This is a genomic window from Legionella erythra, assembly GCF_001467615.1.
Lineage (GTDB): Bacteria > Pseudomonadota > Gammaproteobacteria > Legionellales > Legionellaceae > Legionella_C > Legionella_C erythra.
Map to the genome: position 1 here is coordinate 189,445 of NZ_LNYA01000032.1, position 16,582 is coordinate 206,026.

The following is a 16,582-nucleotide window of genomic DNA, read 5'->3' on the forward strand; positions in this document are numbered from 1 at the left end:
GACCTGAATGACCTTACTTTAAATCGGCATATTCATAATATCCTGGTAGGCCTGCACGAAACGGTTTCGCACGCGTAAAGCCGCCTCAAAGCCCAGATTGGCTTTCTGACCAGCAATCATCACCTCACCGATACTGACATTGGGATCGCCCAATTCAAACCGCGCCTTCAAACCATCCGATGTCTGTTGTAAAGCATTTACTTCACCCAGTGTCTTTTGAAAAATATCATTAAACTGTACCTGATCGTTTGCAAATTCCACACTTCTTCCTTGTGCCTCACTGGCCATGATTTTCATCTGATTCAACAAGGATACGGTATTAATATCACTCATCATGCTGTCCTTTTAATGATACGATACTTATGAATAACCCCTACCCCAACTTCTATCATTACGCGCCTTGCAATGGCCGTCAAATATGACCAAAATTTAAACGAAATACCCCTCTTCGCGCATCCTCGCGAGCTTATAACGCAACGTGCGTTCACTGACACCCAGAATAGCCGCCACTTGCTGACGATTCCCCTGATGCTCTTTTAAAATCTGTTCAATCAAATCAAATTCATGATTCTGCAAATTTTTAACTTCTTTTTTAGTACCGGCGGCGGGAGAACCATCCGGTAATTGCAAATGCTCCGGTTCAATGACATTCTGCGTTTGCAAAACCAGCGCCCTTTGCACCACATTATCCAATTCGCGGGCATTTCCAGGCCAGCCATAACGAAGCAAGGCCTGCCTGGCACCATCACTTAATGCCGGGGTTACCGGCAGGTTATTCTGGCAGTGACGGCGTATTAAATAATTAGCCAGGGGAATAATGTCATTGGGGCGCTCTCGAAGCGGTAACCAATGCAGGGGGAAAACATTCAGACGGTAGAATAAATCTTCACGAAACCGCCCTGCTTTCACCTCATCCAGTAACTGGCGGTTACTGGTTGCCAATACCCGGACATCGAGGCTAATCATTTTATTGGCACCAATCCGCTCAACCTCTTTTTCCTGCAATACCCGTAAGAGTTTAGCCTGCAGGGCAAGACTCATTTCACTGACTTCATCGAGTAACAACGTACCACCCTGGGCCTGTTCAAATTTACCCGGTGTCGATTTGTAGGCGCCGGTAAACGAGCCTTTTTCATAACCGAAAAGCGTGGCTTCGAGCATTTGCTCCGGGATGGCCGCGCAATTAATGGCAATGAACGGGTGCTCGCGGCGGGGGGAATGATCATGGATGAAATGAGCCAGAACTTCTTTACCCGTGCCGCTCTCGCCAGTAATCATCACGCCTACATCCGACTGCGCGACCCTTAAGGCCATGGACATGAGTGCCAGGCTTTTGGGATCCTGGGCAATCGGCTCTGAATCATCCGTGAACAGGGGTTTAATGTAGTGATTAATTTTTTCAGTCAATGTATGGGCACTGAAGGGCTTCTGCAGATAATCCACCGCCCCTTGACGAATGGCATGGACCGCATCATCAATCGAGCCATGGGCAGTCATTAAAATGACAGGAACGCCGGGATTACGGCGCTGAATCTCGGACAGCAATTGTTGCCCGTCCATTTTATCCATACGAATGTCGCTCAATACGATGGCGGGACTGTGACGCTCCAACATGGCCAAAGCCTCTTTGCCATCACGGGCAGCCAGAAAAGAATGACCAGCCAGGCTCATTGTTTCACCCAAAGCTTCGCGTAAAACTGGATCATCTTCAACAATTAATACGTCGCTCATGAACAAATCCTCTTTTTGTCATCCCATTAAATGAATTGTTACACAACAACCGTCACCGGGCGAGGAGTCGAGAATAACCTGCCCGCCATGGGCTTTGGCCACAGCCTGTACCACTGTGAGTCCCAATCCTGTTCCCTGGGCTTTGGTGGTAAAAAAGGGAGTAAACGCCTGGCGCTTTGCCTCCTCGGATAAACCAGAACCATTATCTTCAATCTGGATGGTTACCCCTTCGCCCGTCTGCAACTGAAGCGTAATTTTGAGGGCGTCGGCTTTTGCCTGCAGCGAATTGTTAATCAGATTCAGCAGCGCTCCAATCAAAGACTCACTGTGAAGGTGCCACATGACGGGCGGCAATCGGTTATTGATTTCCAATTTAATTTTTTGATCATCAAGGAGGGTATAAACCCGTTCTAAAAAGCGATAACTCCATTGCCTGAGATCAGTGGCGGTCAGGACCAGGGCTTCCCCCCGGGCAAAAAGCAATAAATCGGCAATCTGCTGTTCAATGCTTGCATGACAATCCTGCAGACGAGATAGCCATTGCAGGCACCGCTCTTCCGTCACCTGTTGCTGCAGATGGTCGGTATAGAGACGGGCAGAAGCCAGGGGCGTGCGAATTTGATGCGCCAATTGTGCCGTCATGCGGCCAATCATCATCAACCGATCCTGACTTGCTTTGGCGTCCTCATAAGCCCGGGTTGTTGTTAAATCAATGAGCGTGACCAGCTGCCCAGGCACACTCTCCAGCGAAGAAATGGAAACATTAACCCGGCGCCCATCCACCAAAGACACTTCATGGCCATCATCTGCCCGCGGCGAGAACACGCGATGAATGACCTCAAGCCATAATTCACCGCGTAAATCACCGCCCAGTAAATGACTGGCGGCCTGATTAAGCCAGGTAATGACACCCTGGGTATTCAGTACAATTAAACCGCAGGGAAGGCAGCCAAGAATTTCCCTCTCTGGCAGGGTAGAAGGACGTTGTTCTTTTCTGTCAATGACTGTGTTCATTGTCGTTCTTTTTATACGTTTTAATTCGACTCTAGCAAAGATTAGGCCAAATTAAAAATATTATTAAAATCAAACTATTAATTGCAAAAAAAATCGATTATGTCATGGAATTGACAGTCTAGAAGGCATAAAAGTCAAATTTTTTACGAGCTGGTCGCTGACAGCCCTCCTTTGATAACAACATACTGATTAGCCATTGTCTATACTTTGCGAGTATTTAAGGGGTTGATATGCGAGAAAAAGACTTAGCCGCTGATAAAACGCAACATGGATTCAGACCAGCGAAGAAAGACTTTCTTATGACGATAGTGCACTTCCACCGAGAAAAAATACTTTTTTTAAAGAAGAAAAGAACGAATCCCAGATAAATCCCGGCAAGGAAAAAGAAAAGCCGAATCATAAAAAAACTAGGCAACGATATAGGCACCTATTGGCACTTGTCTTTTGAATTTAAATCCGAGTCTATTCGCTCGAAGATGATACCAACGATGTCTTTCTGCATTGGTGCTGTTTTTCCGTAAATTACGGGCTCTTTGTCTTAGCATGGATTTGCCCATTGCCCTCTCCCCAAACCCTCTCCCGCGACAGGCATCATCATACTAGCAAAGCTCCATCGCGGAGAGGGGGCAGATCGAAGTGAAATTGAAAAATCTGTGCTCAATTCAAGATTAAATCTTGTTTAAAAAAACTTCAGGGACGTTGCCTAATCCAGGGAGGTTATTTTTTAGTTTTATACTCCTCATCCAGATGACGCAGAAAGGCCAGCTTTTCTGCAATTTTGATTTCAAGGCCGCGAGGGACTGGCTGATACCAGCCAGGCGCCTTCATCCCCTCCGGAAAATAGTTTTCGCCCGCAGCGTAAGCATGAGGCTCATCATGAGCATAACGGTAATCATGGCCATGCCCTATTTTTTTCATGAGCTTAGTCGGCGCGTTACGTAAATGCAGCGGCACTTCTCGTGATTTATCCTGTTTTACAAATTCCCATGCGCGATTAAAAGCCTTATACCCTGCATTACTTTTAGCAGCCACAGCCAGGTAGATAACCGCTTGGGCCAAAGCCAATTCGCCTTCCGGCGAACCTAAACGCTCATACGTTTCCGCGGCGTCATTGGCAATCTGCATGGCTTTAGGATCCGCCAAGCCGATGTCTTCCCAGGCCATACGCACGATACGGCGGGAAAGATAATAGGGATCCACACCGCCATCCAGCATGCGGGCCAGCCAATAGAGAGCCGCATCCGGGTTGGAACCACGTACCGATTTATGCAAGGCTGAGATCTGATCATAAAAATAATCACCCCCTTTATCAAACCGCCGCAGCGAGGAGGCCAGCGCATGATGTAAAAAATCAAGCGTGATCGGATGCTCTTTTTTAGCGTGAGCCGCAGTAGCTGCCTGCTCAACCAAATTCAATAAACGCCTGGCATCGCCATCAGCCATGGCAATAAGCTGCTCGCTGGCTTGTTCATCGAATTGCACAGGGGACAGCATGGCTTGTGCGCGCTGCAGTAATTGCGATAACTCGTCATCACTTAATGATTTAAGCACATAAACCTGAGCCCGGGATAACAGGGCTCTGTTGACTTCAAAGGATGGATTTTCGGTGGTCGCGCCAATAAAGGTGATGAGGCCGGATTCTGTAAATGGCAACAGCGCATCCTGCTGCGATTTATTAAAGCGATGAATTTCATCAATAAACAAGACGGTTTGTCGCCCTTGCATCAGAAAGGTTTTCGCTTCCTCTACGGCAGTGCGAATGTCTTTTACACCAGAAAACACTGCGGATAAAGCAATCCATTCGCAATCAAAGGCTTTGGCACTGAGTTTAGCCAACGTGGTTTTGCCAACGCCCGGCGGACCCCAAAGAATCATGGAATGCGGCTTACCGGTTTCAAAAGCCAGCCTTAAGGGTTTACCAGGTCCCAGCAGATGCGACTGACCGATGACTTCATCCCAATGCTCAGGGCGCAGACGCTCCGCCAGCGGGGCATGGGGTTGGTCATTAAACAGGTTCATTGCTGCACCACATCCACTCCTTTAGGCGGCTTAAACTGAAATAAACGGCCAGCCAGTTTAGGATTAGATTTAATATTGGTCAATTTAACCACCGTGTGTTGACCGAGCTGATCAAACAATTCAATACCGATTAACATGTCCTTATTAAAAAGGAGTTTCACCTGCTGAAAATTTTCCTTAGGCGATTTGGCATGCAGATCATAGAGTTGGTTCTTCCCCTGGTTCGACACAGTGACATTGAAATCACGGGTCACGGTATCATCATACCCGCTTAAAAACAAAGCCGCCGTTCCCCCTAACCCCTTTTCCTGCTTTTTAACGGTGACCTGCTCAAGCTCCACGTCATACACCCAGAGCTTCTTGCTATCAGCCACCACAAGTTGCTCCATCGGGCTTTTAGTCTGCCAGCGAAAACGCCCCGGGCGCTCAAGCGCCATGGTGCCCTGCGAATTGGATACCTCACGCTTTTTCGCTTTAACCACCTGACTGAAGTTGGCCGTCATGCTCCGGATATTATTCAGTTTAACTTGCAGCTCTTCAGCTACAGGTTCACTGTAAGCGGTGCTGAATGCCAGCAATAAAACGGAGAAAAGCAGTTTTTTCATGTGTTATTCCTCATTAACCGTTGCGACCAGCACATCCCGATACCCGCCTTCCAGAGGCCCGACAATGCCGGTACGTTCCATCTCTTCTATTAAACGGGCAGCACGGTTATAACCGATTTTTAACCGCCGCTGGACGGACGAGATACTTGCCTTGCGGGTTTGCAGTACAAATTCCACCGCTTGATCGTATAAAGGATCGGCGTCTTCCGTGTCCTGGCTTTCTTCACCAAAGCCCCCATTGCCGCCACCCTCACCGTCGCCGCTGAACTGGGTAATCTCATCGATATATTCCGGTTCGCCGCGGGCACGCCAATCATCAGCCACCCGATGAACTTCCTTGTCATCCACAAAAGCCCCATGCACACGCAAGGGCGCGCCGCTGCCGGGCGCCAGATAAAGCATATCCCCATGACCAAGCAGTTGTTCAGCACCCTGTTGATCAAGGATAGTACGGGAATCAATTTTTGACGACACCTGGAATGACATGCGGGTCGGGATATTGGATTTGATTAATCCAGTCAGCACATCCACCGATGGCCGCTGCGTGGCTAAAATCAAATGGATACCCGCGGCACGCGCTTTCTGGGCGATACGGGCAATGAGCTGTTCCACTTTTTTACCCACAACCATCATCATGTCGGCTAGCTCATCAATGATTACCACAACATAAGGCAGGGCTTGCAAGTCAGGGGCACACTCATCCATTGAAGAAACCGGCTTCCACAGCGGATCTTTTAACGGTTCGCCCTTAGCCTGGGCTTCGGTAATCTTGGTATTAAAACCGGCAAGGTTACGCACCCCCATCGCGGCCATCAGGCGATAGCGTCTTTCCATTTCCCCCACACACCAGCGCAAGGCGCTGGCGGCTTCTTTCATATCCGTGACCACCGGGGTGAGTAAATGCGGGATGCCGTCATAAACAGACAGTTCGAGCATTTTGGGATCCACCATGATGAGGCGCACCTGATCCGGTGTCGCCTTAAACAACAGGCTTAAAATCATGGCGTTAATCCCTACTGATTTACCGGAGCCTGTGGTTCCCGCGACGAGCAGATGGGGCATTTTGGCTAAATCAACCACCATGGGATGACCTGCGATATCGACACCCAGGGCCAGAATGAGGGGCGAACTGGCCTGCTGGTACACATCGGAACACAAAACCTCCGACAAACGGACAGTCTGACGGTGCTGGTTCGGTAATTCAAGACCCACGACTGTTTTGCCAGGAATAACCTCCACCACCCGAACACTGGTCACAGACAGGGAGCGCGCCAGATCTTTTGCCAGTGAAGACAGGCGGCTTACTTTGATGCCGGCAGCCAGCTGCAGTTCAAACCGGGTGACAACCGGCCCGGGATGAACCGCGACCACGTCAGCCTGAATACCAAAATCCAGCAGATGCTGTTCGACATCGCGCGACAGGGTTTCCAGTTGCTCATGCGTGTAGCCGCCCAAAGCTTTGCCGGGTTGCCCTTTATCAAGAAGATTAATCGAAGGCAAATTGCCTAATACCGGAACAATCGGTTTGTGGGCTCGGGGCGTTTCCCGCGGCTCCTTCACGGTGTCCTTTTCCAAGGCTTTAGCTGGTGGCGCGGTTATTTCCAGCGGAGGAAACACCGGCACAGTTGGCGTCGGCGCCGCCGCCAGGGAAGGCCCTTTCAGCATAGGCAACTCTGCCTTCTCCTTTTTTATCAGCGGCGGTTTGCGTTCCCTGGATACCGCCACCGGTTCCTTATGCTCTGCAAACTGGGCAAACCGTGCTTTGGCGAAGGCCGTCAATTGCTGCACCCCTCTAAAAAGCTTTTGCGATAAGCGCAGCGTATAAAAACCAATAAATTCAGTAGCCCGCACCCAGGACAACCCCGTCAGCCAGGTTACGCCGACTAATAAAATGGCCAAAAGCAGCAATGCAGCACCTTGCGGGTTAAGTGCATAGTCAAAACCACCGGCAACCAAATTGCCAAGCCACCCGCCTGCACTGTGGCCAAACGTCTTATCAACGGAGGATTCAAGGCTCAACAAACTGCAGCCGCCTATCATTAAAAACAGGAAACCGCTCGCGCGAAGCATCAGGGCCGGTTTATTGACTGTGCGCAAAGCCCGGTGATCCTGAAGAATCACCCAGGCGACGTAAGCCACACACAAAGGCAGCAGGTAGGCAAAATACCCAAACATCCAGTAGAGGGCATCTGCCACATAAGCGCCAACCTGGCCGCCCGCATTATGAACCACATCACTGCGTTTGGTCACATGAAACCAGCTGGGATCAGAAAAGCTGTAGGTATTCAGTGATAATAAAACGAATAATGCACAGGTTAAAATCAGAATGAAACTGCCTTCGCTTAATCGTCGTATCAAAAAAGTCGGCAGGATCTTTTTCGAGTTATCGACCTTTGTACTTGCGTCTTGTTTTGCCATAGCTATTTTAAAATCAGTTGTTTTGTCATACTATTTTGCATCTTAACATAATTCAGAAGGAAGGCAGAGATGATAAGTAGTAACAATCACCATCGCCTTATAATTCTCGGCTCAGGCCCTGCAGGCTATACCGCCGCCGTTTATGCGGCACGCGCCAATTTAAACCCCGTCCTTATTACCGGCATGCAGCCCGGCGGGCAATTGACCACCACCACGGAAGTGGACAACTGGCCTGGCGATATCGAAGGCTTGATGGGTCCTGCGCTGATGGAGCGCATGCAGAAACACGCCGAGCGCTTCGATACCCGGATTATTTTTGATCACATCACCAAAGCAGAACTGCAGCAAAAACCTTTCGTGCTGCACGGCGACAGCGAAACCTACACCTGTGACGCGCTGATTATCGCCACCGGTGCCTCCGCCCGCTACCTGGGCCTTGACTCCGAAAAAGCCTATCAGGGACGCGGTGTTTCCGCTTGTGCCACCTGCGATGGCTTTTTTTACCGTAATAAAACAGTCTGTGTCATCGGCGGCGGGAATACGGCTGTGGAAGAAGCCCTTTATTTATCCAATATTGCCGCCAGCGTGACGTTGGTTCATCGCCGCGACAGCCTGCGCGCTGAAAAAATTCTACAGGATAAATTATTTGAAAAAGCACAGCATGGAAATATCAAACTGATGTGGCATCACACCCTGGAAGAGGTTCTGGGGGATAAGATGAAAGTCACCGGTGTGCGTTTACGCCACGTGTCCAGTAATGAAGTCAGTGAATTACCCATGGACGGCGTCTTTATCGCCATAGGACATGATCCCAACACTGCCCTGTTTAAAGGGCAGCTCGATATGAAGGATGGTTACCTCAGCATTCGTTCAGGTCTGGCCGGCATGGCCACCGCGACCAATATTCCCGGCGTCTTTGCCTGCGGCGATGTGGCTGATCACGTGTACCGCCAGGCCGTGACTTCAGCAGGATTTGGCTGTATGGCCGCTCTTGATGCCGAAAAATACCTGGATGATTTGGGAGAATAATCATTGCGCCTTTGACCTTCCTCATCGGTGACGATTTTGTTTTCCCCAATCCAAATCAGAGCGATGAGGAAGGCCTTCTTGCCGTAGGCGGAGACCTTTCGCCAACCCATCTCCTGGAAGCCTACAGTCAGGGCATTTTCCCCTGGTATCAGGCGGGCTCACCCATCCTGTGGTGGTCACCACCACAACGCCTGCTGCTGAAACCGGATCAGTTCAAGGCCTCGCGCAGTCTCAAAAAGGCCCTGCAAGGTCCCCATGTTTTTCGCATGGATACTCACTTTGCCGAAATCATTAAAGCCTGTGCCACCTGCGAGGGACGCGGCGACAACCACACCTGGATAACGCCCGAGATGCAGGAAGCGTACATCGAGCTCCATCATTTGGGCTACGCGCACTCCTTTGAAATCTGGTCGGAAACGAATGAATTGTGCGGCGGCCTTTATGGATTAAACCTGGGACGCGCCTTTTTTGGAGAATCCATGTTTCATTATCAGCGCGATGCGTCGAAAATGGCAATGTATTACCTCTGCAAGACCTTGACCGAGTGGCAATTCGATTTTATTGACTGCCAATTACCTACTGCCCATCTGATGAGTCTTGGTGCTATGATTGTCGAAAGGCCGCAATTTTTGCGGCTTCTGAAGCAAAGCCTGACTTACCCAACACGCAAGGGATCGTGGCAGCCGCATTGAGTTTATTGCCTTAATGGATAATTTAGTGCATCATTTGTGCCTTATTCTCGTTCCATTTTTGTGAGAGCTATGGCAAAAGAAGATCATATTGAAATGCTGGGTACTGTTATTGATACCTTACCCAACACCATGTTTCGAGTCGAACTGGAAAATGGCCACATTGTAACGGCCCATATTTCTGGCCGCATGCGTAAAAATTATATTCGTATCCTCACCGGCGACAAAGTCAAAGTCGAATTAACGCCTTATGACCTGAGCAAGGGCCGTATTATTTTCCGCGACAAGAATTAGAGCTTCTTGAGGTCATTCCCGCCCAAGACCATTTCATTTTCTTACTCCTCTCAGTGGCCCGGCATCCATTGCTGGATACCGCGACCAAGTCGCGGTAAATAGAACGTTTTGCCAAGCCGCAGGAGCAGAGCGCGCCAGCCGCAGGAGCAGAGTGTGCCAGCCGCAGGAGCAGAGTGTGCCAGCCGCAGGAGCAGAGCGTACCAGGCCGCAGAAATCTCCATTCCGACCTGCCGCGGCTTGTCCGCGGCATCCAGCTTACGCTCCTGCCACCATCATTTGGGATACTAAAATTGACCCGCAGCGGGTAGCGATATTGGGATTGATATCCGTTCCTACTGCGGCAATATTCAAGAACATGTCTTTTAAATTACTGGCTATGGTGATTTCTTCTACTGGATGTTGAATTTCACCATCCTTCACCCAGAAACCAGTAGCCCCTCGGGAATAGTCGCCGGTTAAACCATTGACGCCCTGCCCCATCAGTTCGGTGACCAGCAGGCCCGTGCCCATGTGTTTGAGCAGCGACTGCAAATCACCGGCATTGGCATCCACCGTGAGATTATGCACCCCATCGCTGTTTGCGGTGGTCTTTAAACCTAAACGACGGGCGGAATAGCTGCCCAGCACGTATTGGCATACCCGCCCGTCTTCCACCAGCACATTGTCTCGGGTTGGCACCCCTTCGCCATCAAAGGCCGAGCTCCCCAAGGCACGCAATAATCGCGGTTGTTCATAAATCCTAAACCCCTGAGGGAACACCTGCTTACCAATGGAATCAAGTAAAAATGAATTTTTACGGTACAAATTAGAACCGCTTATCGCACTGATGAAGCTCGAAATTAAGCCGCTGGACACTCTGGAAGAAAAAATCACCGGTAGTTTTTGGGTTTTGATTTTACGGGCACCCAGGCGCTTAACTGCACGCTCCACAGCGCTTTCGGCCAATTCTTTGGGGGATTTTAATTCACTGGCATGACGCGCGGTGGTGTAGTCATAGTCGCGCTGCATGCTCTCGCCTTCCCGGGAAATCAGGGAACAACTCAAGCTGTGGCGGGAACCGCGCATTATCCCTTCCCCGCCATGGGTATTGGCATAACCGTAACTGTAAGTGTAGGTACCCAAATTGACACCGTCAGAATTGGTAATGCGCTTATCAAGCCCCAAGGCGTGCGTTTCGCAGGCTAATGCGCGCTCAATGGCTTCCACCGGGGTAATAACCCAGGGGTGATACAGATCCAGATCAGGGTGCTCTTTGGTCATTAACTCTTTGTCCGCGAGGCCAAAGCAGGGATCAGCGGCACTGACTTTAGCAATTTCACACGCGGCATTGACCATGGCATCCAATGCTTTCGGGGAGGTGTCCGTGCTGCTTGACGACCCCTTGCGATGCCCGAAATAAACAGTCAGGCTTACCCCTTTGTCCTCATTGAAGGAGACGGTTTCCACATCCTTCATGCGCACGTCAACGGAAAAGCCGCTGTCATGATTCACTGAAACAGCCGCATCGCTTGCCCCCTTCGCTTTCGCCCGGGCCAGCACATCCTGCATTAATGCCTTTAAATTCTCGGTTGACTGTTCCTGTAATCTTTTGTTATTTTGCGTTGATATTTCCATTGGCAGTCCCCTTACTGCTGAAAGTTTGGTTCAAGGATACAAGTTTACTATGCTCAAGAAAACCATTGCACCCTTTAAATGGCTAACGCGAGCTTCAAAAACGGCATTTACCCTGCTCATGGTGGTTCTTGTCCTCAATTTTGCCGTGGCAGCCAGCAACTGGCAGGAGTTGTCCCCCGGGATTGAATATCAGGACATAGGCAGCGGCTACCTGACCCCCTGGTCCCATATTCATGCGTTTCGTATTCATCTCAATGACAACCGCCTGTCGCTGGTGATGGCGCGGGATTTATCGCAACAGTATGCGTCCGTGGATGAATTTGCCGCGTTCAGTCAGGCACCTCTGGCCATTAACGGTGGTTTTTTTGATGACAATTACAATTCTTTAGGCCTTCGCATTAAAGATAAAAAGCAACTCAACCCGCTTAAACAAATCAGCTGGTGGGGTGTTTTTTACATTAAAAACAATCACGCCTATTTAGCGAGCGCCCGCCAGTTTTATGCAAGTAACCAGATTGATTTTGCCGTACAAAGCGGCCCGCGCCTCTTGGTTAATGGTAAAATCCCGCCGCTTAAAGCCGGCCGGGCAGAACGCACAGCTTTGGGGATTACCCAGGATGGGCATGTGATCATCCTCGTCACCGATCATGCCGCCATGTCCACCACGGAGTTGGCGCAACTCATGAAAGCCCCGCCGCTCAACTGCCTCAATGCGCTGAATCTCGATGGCGGCAACTCCACGCAACTGTATGCGAAGCTGAAAAACTTTCATTTGAATGTTCATGGTTTTTCCAATGTCAGCGATGCCATTATCGTCAAGACCCAAAAATAGCTTGTGACTTCCTTGTTTTTCTGTCCACTCTAAGCATCGCTTACGCCTGGTTTTTTGGAAATTAACAACAATTTATCCACAGCTTATTCCCTTGCTTTCCACAAGAAAAACACAACATATTGAGCTATAATTATAAGATGCACACTAGATATTGGGTTGGTTTTACTTTACTATGAATAAAGCGTCAGAGAAAAATAACAAGAAAAATATCTCGGGAGAAACCATGTCAGAACTTCTTGAGCCGGTAAAAGATGTGCCGCCTATCAGTCAGCTGGAATTGACAGCCAATGCCCCTGGGTTGCTTAAAACCATCAAGCGCAACGGCAAAGTGGTTAGTTATGATGAGAACAAAATTAAAGTAGCGATTACCAAAGCTTTCATCGCTGAAGAAGGGGCCAATGCGGCTGCGTCCAATCGCATTCATGAACTGATTGAAGGCATTGCACGACAAGTCACGCAGGCATTCAAGCGCCGTATGCCAAGCGGTGGAACCATCCACATTGAAGACATTCAGGATCAGGTGGAATTAGCCCTGATGCGCAGCAGCCAGTATAAAGTGGCGCGCGCCTATGTCCTCTATCGCGAAGAACATCGCAAAGCCCGTGAAGCCAAGCTGCAACAACAGGCCGCTGAAAGTAAAGTACCTCTTATTACCATGCCGGACGGTGAATTAAGACCACTGGATATGGATAGGGTCCGCACCATCGTTGAAGAAGCTTGCCGTAACCTCGAATCGGTCAGTGCCGAACCCGTTATTAAGGATGCCTTGCGTAACCTCTACAATCAGGCCAAGCTTGATGACGTCCATAAAGCCCTGATTATGGCGGCCCGAACCCTGGTGGAAAAAGAGCCCAATTACACCTACGTCAGCGCTCGATTGTTGCTTGACAGTTTGCGCAGTCAGGCATTGAGCAAACTGGGCCTTCAGGCGGAAGCCACCTTTGACGAGATGGCCGCCCTCTACCCTGCTTATTTTAAAACCTACATGAATCAGGGCATTACCCAAGGGATTCTGGATACCAAACTCGCTGAATTCGATTGGGATAAAATGGCCGCGGCCCTGCTGCCCGAACGCGACATGAAGTTCACCTACCTCAGTCTGCAAACCCTCTATGACCGTTACTTCATTCATGAGAAAGGGGTTCGCTATGAATTGCCACAGGCCTTTTTCATGCGCGTAGCCATGGGGTTAGCCTTGCGTGAAAAAGATCGCGAAGCCAAAGCCATTGAGTTTTATCAATTGTTGTCCTCGTTTGATTACATGGCTTCCACGCCGACGCTGTTTAACTCTGGAACAATCAGACCGCAATTGTCCAGTTGCTATTTAACCACCATTCCCGACAACCTGGACGGTATTTACAGCGCCATTAAAGACAATGCCCTGTTATCCAAATTTGCTGGCGGTCTGGGCAATGACTGGACACCTGTTCGCGCCATGGGTTCGCACATCAAAGGCACCAATGGCAAGTCCCAGGGGGTCGTTCCATTCATGAAAGTGGCAGACGTGACTGCAGTCGCAGTTAACCAGGGCGGTAAACGCAAGGGAGCCGTGTGTGGTTATCTGGAATGCTGGCATCGCGATGTCGAGGAATTCCTGGAATTGCGTAAAAATACCGGTGATGACCGACGCCGTACGCACGACATGAATACCGCGCTGTGGATTCCTGACTTGTTCATGAAGCGAGTCGAAGAAGACGGCGAGTGGACATTATTCTCACCGGATGAAGTACCCCAATTGCATGATCAATACGGTCAAGCCTTTGATGCCTTGTACATCGACTACGAAGAAAAAGCTCGTCAAGGTAAAATCAAAAACGTCAAGACTCTCTCCGCTCAGAAATTGTGGCGAAAAATGTTGTCCATGCTGTTTGAAACCGGGCATCCCTGGCTGACCTTTAAAGATCCCTGCAACCTGCGTTCACCGCAGCAGCACGCCGGAGTCATCCATAGCTCCAACCTGTGTACCGAGATTACACTCAATACCTCTCAGGAAGAAATTGCCGTCTGTAACTTAGGCAGCATCAACCTGCCAGCGCACATCCGCAATGGCCAGATCGACCGCGCCAAGTTAAAACGCACGATTACCACTGCGGTTCGCATGCTCGATAATGTCATCGACATTAACTATTACTCCGTGCCTCAGGCCCGCCATTCCAACCTGCAGCATCGCCCCGTTGGTTTGGGATTGATGGGCTTCCAGGATGCGCTTTACGAACTGAAACTGGACTATGCTTCACAAAAGGCTGTTGAATTTGCGGATGAGTCCATGGAATTGATCAGTTATTACGCCATTGAAGCCTCTTCTGATTTAGCCAAAGAGCGCGGCAGTTACTCTACTTACGAAGGATCATTGTGGAGCAAAGGCATTCTGCCCATTGATTCCATCAACCTCCTGCAACAGGCACGTAATCAATACCTGGAACAAGATCGCTCCCAGCATCTTGATTGGGAACCATTACGTGTTAAAGTACGCACCCAGGGCATGCGCAACTCCAACGTCATGGCGATCGCTCCGACTGCGACGATTTCCAATATCTGCGGTGTCGCCCAATCCATTGAGCCGACTTATCAGAACTTGTATGTGAAATCCAACCTGTCCGGCGAATTCACGGTGATCAACCCCTATCTGGTGGCTGATTTGAAGGCGCTCAATCTCTGGGATGAAGTCATGGTCAATGACTTAAAATACTTCAATGGCAGCGTGCAACCGATTAACCGCATTCCGGCTGAATTAAAAGCACGCTATGCGACTGCCTTTGAAATTGATCCCATGTGGTTAGTTGAAGCAGGCTCCCGTCGTCAGAAATGGATTGACCAGGCGCAGTCATTAAATATTTATATGGCCAAGCCTTCTGGCAAGAAACTGGATCAGCTCTATAAGCATGCCTGGAAACGGGGTTTGAAAACCACTTATTATTTACGCAGCTTAGGCGCCAGTAACGCTGAAAAATCAACGGTTACTGACGGTGCTCTCAATGCCGTATCGATCGACGAACCCAAAGTCTGTTCAATACTCGATCCGGATTGTGAAGCCTGCCAATAAATTTGAGGAGAATCAGATGTCAGTACTAGAACAACACGTCAGCGCACCCGGTCATACGGGTGCCACAGGCCTGGAATCGTTAGAAATGGGGGCGGGCCGTATTCAGGTGGATGACAAACAAATCATTAACTGCCGGGCTGATTTAAATCAGCTGGTCCCCTTCAAATACAAGTGGGCTTGGGATAAATACTTGACAGGCTGCGCCAACCACTGGATGCCCAATGAAATCAACATGAGCGCCGACGTGGCATTATGGCAGGATCCCAATGGCTTAACCGCGGATGAGCGCCTGATTGTTTTACGTAATTTAGGCTTTTTCTCCACAGCCGATTCATTAGTGGCCAATAACCTGGTTCTCGCCGTCTACCGGCATATCACCAACCCGGAATGCCGTCAGTATTTGCTGCGCCAGGCGTTCGAAGAGGCACTGCACACCCATGCTTACCAGTACATCATTGAAAGCCTGCGGCTGGATGAAGCGGCTGTCTTTAACATGTACCGTGAAATCCCAGCTGTTGCCAACAAAGCGGCCTGGGCCCTGCCCTTCACCCAGAGTCTTGGCGATCCCAACTTCCAGACGGGCACACCGGAAGCCGATCAGCGTTTGCTGCGTGATTTAATCGCTTTCTATGTGGTTTTCGAAGGTATTTTCTTCTACGTCGGGTTCACCCAGATCCTGTCCATGGGCCGCCGTAACAAGATGGTCGGTACATCCGAACAATTCCAATACATTTTGCGTGATGAATCCATGCACATGAATTTTGGTATTGATGTCATCAACCAGATTAAAATTGAAAACCCGCATTTATGGACACCGCAGTTCAAAGAAGAAATGATTACGCTGATTAAAGAAGGCGTGGCTCTTGAGTATCAATACGCCAAAGACACCATGCCGCACGGTATCTTAGGCATGAATGCGGACATGTTCGAAGAATACCTGCACTTTATCGCTAACCGCCGCTTAGCGCAGATCGGTCTGCCTGAGCAATACCCCGGCGCTGAAAACCCTTTCCCCTGGATGAGTGAAATGATGGATTTGAAGAAAGAGAAAAACTTCTTCGAAACCCGTGTCATCGAATACCAGGCTGGCGGCACCTTAAGCTGGGATGAAGATTAAACCAAACGGGCCGAAAGGCCCGTTTGATTTTGCGCGATAATGGAATGAAGGGCAAAGAAATAAATAACAGGTCAAGCGTGATGATCCTTCATCACCTTGGTCCTGGAGTCTGTCCGAAATTCTGTGTAACTAGCCATTCTATTACTCGGTGACTCTATCACCGAATTCGATCATAAA

The 16,582-nt window shown here is 49.6% G+C and carries 13 protein-coding genes and 1 pseudogene; 6 read left to right on the forward strand and 8 right to left on the reverse strand.

All coding sequences use genetic code 11. The features are described 5' to 3' along the window. Window positions 1–18 precede the first annotated feature (18 nt). The 7 genes and pseudogenes from fliE to Lery_RS10770 all read right to left on the reverse strand — a co-directional run bounded on the left by fliE (window position 19) and on the right by Lery_RS10770 (window position 7,787). Complete coding sequence (fliE, locus tag Lery_RS10745; protein WP_058527256.1) at window positions 19–333, reverse strand: flagellar hook-basal body complex protein FliE; 315 nt, start codon at window positions 331–333, stop codon at window positions 19–21. Between the two features lie 96 nt (window positions 334–429). Further along, window positions 430–1,731: a sigma-54-dependent transcriptional regulator gene (locus Lery_RS10750; protein ID WP_058527257.1), complete on the reverse strand. Its 1,302-nt coding sequence runs from the start codon at window positions 1,729–1,731 to the stop codon at window positions 430–432. An 18-nt stretch (window positions 1,732–1,749) separates the two neighbouring features. Next, window positions 1,750–2,745, reverse strand: coding sequence for a sensor histidine kinase (locus tag Lery_RS10755; protein WP_058527258.1), 996 nt, complete (start codon window positions 2,743–2,745; stop codon window positions 1,750–1,752). 413 nt (window positions 2,746–3,158) lie between these two features. After that, window positions 3,159–3,302, reverse strand: a pseudogene (locus tag Lery_RS15055) (DUF559 domain-containing protein); the annotation flags it as partial. Between the two features lie 160 nt (window positions 3,303–3,462). Next, entirely contained in the window at window positions 3,463–4,764 is a 1,302-nt protein-coding gene (locus Lery_RS10760; protein WP_058527259.1) for a replication-associated recombination protein A, read from the reverse strand. Then, window positions 4,761–5,369 carry an outer membrane lipoprotein periplasmic chaperone LolA gene (lolA, locus tag Lery_RS10765; protein WP_058527260.1) on the reverse strand — a complete coding sequence of 203 codons (609 nt, stop codon included), beginning with the start codon at window positions 5,367–5,369 and terminating at the stop codon, window positions 4,761–4,763. The genes Lery_RS10760 and lolA overlap by 4 nt, the downstream gene beginning before the upstream one ends. 3 nt (window positions 5,370–5,372) lie before the next feature. Beyond that, window positions 5,373–7,787: a DNA translocase FtsK gene (locus Lery_RS10770; RefSeq protein WP_058527261.1), complete on the reverse strand. Its 2,415-nt coding sequence runs from the start codon at window positions 7,785–7,787 to the stop codon at window positions 5,373–5,375. A 69-nt stretch (window positions 7,788–7,856) separates the two neighbouring features. On the opposite strand from Lery_RS10770, the gene trxB reads away from it, so the two are divergent. The 3 genes from trxB to infA all read left to right on the forward strand — a co-directional run bounded on the left by trxB (window position 7,857) and on the right by infA (window position 9,799). After that, window positions 7,857–8,816 (forward strand): thioredoxin-disulfide reductase, encoded by a 960-nt coding sequence (gene trxB / locus Lery_RS10775; RefSeq protein WP_420324162.1) that lies wholly within the window; start codon window positions 7,857–7,859, stop codon window positions 8,814–8,816. 11 nt (window positions 8,817–8,827) lie between these two features. After that, a complete protein-coding gene (gene aat / locus Lery_RS10780) occupies window positions 8,828–9,508 on the forward strand; it encodes a leucyl/phenylalanyl-tRNA--protein transferase (RefSeq protein WP_237759212.1) in 681 nt (226 codons plus the stop codon). Between the two features lie 69 nt (window positions 9,509–9,577). Then, on the forward strand, window positions 9,578–9,799 hold the full coding sequence (gene infA / locus Lery_RS10785; RefSeq protein ID WP_058527262.1) for a translation initiation factor IF-1: 222 nt from the start codon (window positions 9,578–9,580) through the stop codon (window positions 9,797–9,799). A 255-nt stretch (window positions 9,800–10,054) separates the two neighbouring features. On the opposite strand, the gene pmbA is transcribed toward infA, so the two are convergent. Next, window positions 10,055–11,413: a metalloprotease PmbA gene (pmbA, locus tag Lery_RS10790; RefSeq protein ID WP_058527263.1), complete on the reverse strand. Its 1,359-nt coding sequence runs from the start codon at window positions 11,411–11,413 to the stop codon at window positions 10,055–10,057. A 118-nt stretch (window positions 11,414–11,531) separates the two neighbouring features. Between pmbA and Lery_RS10795 the strand changes: the two genes are divergently transcribed. The 3 genes from Lery_RS10795 (at window position 11,532) to Lery_RS10805 (ending at window position 16,405) form a co-directional block, all read left to right on the forward strand. Next, a complete protein-coding gene (locus Lery_RS10795) occupies window positions 11,532–12,245 on the forward strand; it encodes a phosphodiester glycosidase family protein (protein ID WP_065230294.1) in 714 nt (237 codons plus the stop codon). Window positions 12,246–12,468: 223 nt separating this feature from the next. Further along, window positions 12,469–15,288 carry a ribonucleoside-diphosphate reductase subunit alpha gene (locus Lery_RS10800; RefSeq protein WP_058527265.1) on the forward strand — a complete coding sequence of 940 codons (2,820 nt, stop codon included), beginning with the start codon at window positions 12,469–12,471 and terminating at the stop codon, window positions 15,286–15,288. A 16-nt stretch (window positions 15,289–15,304) separates the two neighbouring features. After that, the gene (locus tag Lery_RS10805; protein ID WP_058527266.1) at window positions 15,305–16,405 is read left to right on the forward strand and encodes a ribonucleotide-diphosphate reductase subunit beta; all 1,101 of its coding nucleotides are present in this window, start codon (window positions 15,305–15,307) and stop codon (window positions 16,403–16,405) included. The last annotated feature ends 177 nt before the right edge of the window (window positions 16,406–16,582 follow it).

Bases quoted from the DNA above. Each gene is read 5' to 3' on its own strand.
- fliE (WP_058527256.1), bottom strand. From the start codon at position 333: ATGAGTGATATTAATACCGTATCCTTGTTGAATCAGATGAAAATCATG.
- Lery_RS10750 (WP_058527257.1), bottom strand. From the start codon at position 1,731: ATGAGCGACGTATTAATTGTTGAAGATGATCCAGTTTTACGCGAAGCT.
- Lery_RS10755 (WP_058527258.1), bottom strand. From the start codon at position 2,745: ATGAACACAGTCATTGACAGAAAAGAACAACGTCCTTCTACCCTGCCA.
- Lery_RS10760 (WP_058527259.1), bottom strand. From the start codon at position 4,764: ATGAACCTGTTTAATGACCAACCCCATGCCCCGCTGGCGGAGCGTCTG.
- lolA (WP_058527260.1), bottom strand. From the start codon at position 5,369: ATGAAAAAACTGCTTTTCTCCGTTTTATTGCTGGCATTCAGCACCGCT.
- Lery_RS10770 (WP_058527261.1), bottom strand. From the start codon at position 7,787: ATGGCAAAACAAGACGCAAGTACAAAGGTCGATAACTCGAAAAAGATC.
- trxB (WP_420324162.1), top strand. From the start codon at position 7,857: ATGATAAGTAGTAACAATCACCATCGCCTTATAATTCTCGGCTCAGGC.
- infA (WP_058527262.1), top strand. From the start codon at position 9,578: ATGGCAAAAGAAGATCATATTGAAATGCTGGGTACTGTTATTGATACC.
- pmbA (WP_058527263.1), bottom strand. From the start codon at position 11,413: ATGGAAATATCAACGCAAAATAACAAAAGATTACAGGAACAGTCAACC.
- Lery_RS10795 (WP_065230294.1), top strand. From the start codon at position 11,532: ATGGTGGTTCTTGTCCTCAATTTTGCCGTGGCAGCCAGCAACTGGCAG.
- Lery_RS10800 (WP_058527265.1), top strand. From the start codon at position 12,469: ATGTCAGAACTTCTTGAGCCGGTAAAAGATGTGCCGCCTATCAGTCAG.
- Lery_RS10805 (WP_058527266.1), top strand. From the start codon at position 15,305: ATGTCAGTACTAGAACAACACGTCAGCGCACCCGGTCATACGGGTGCC.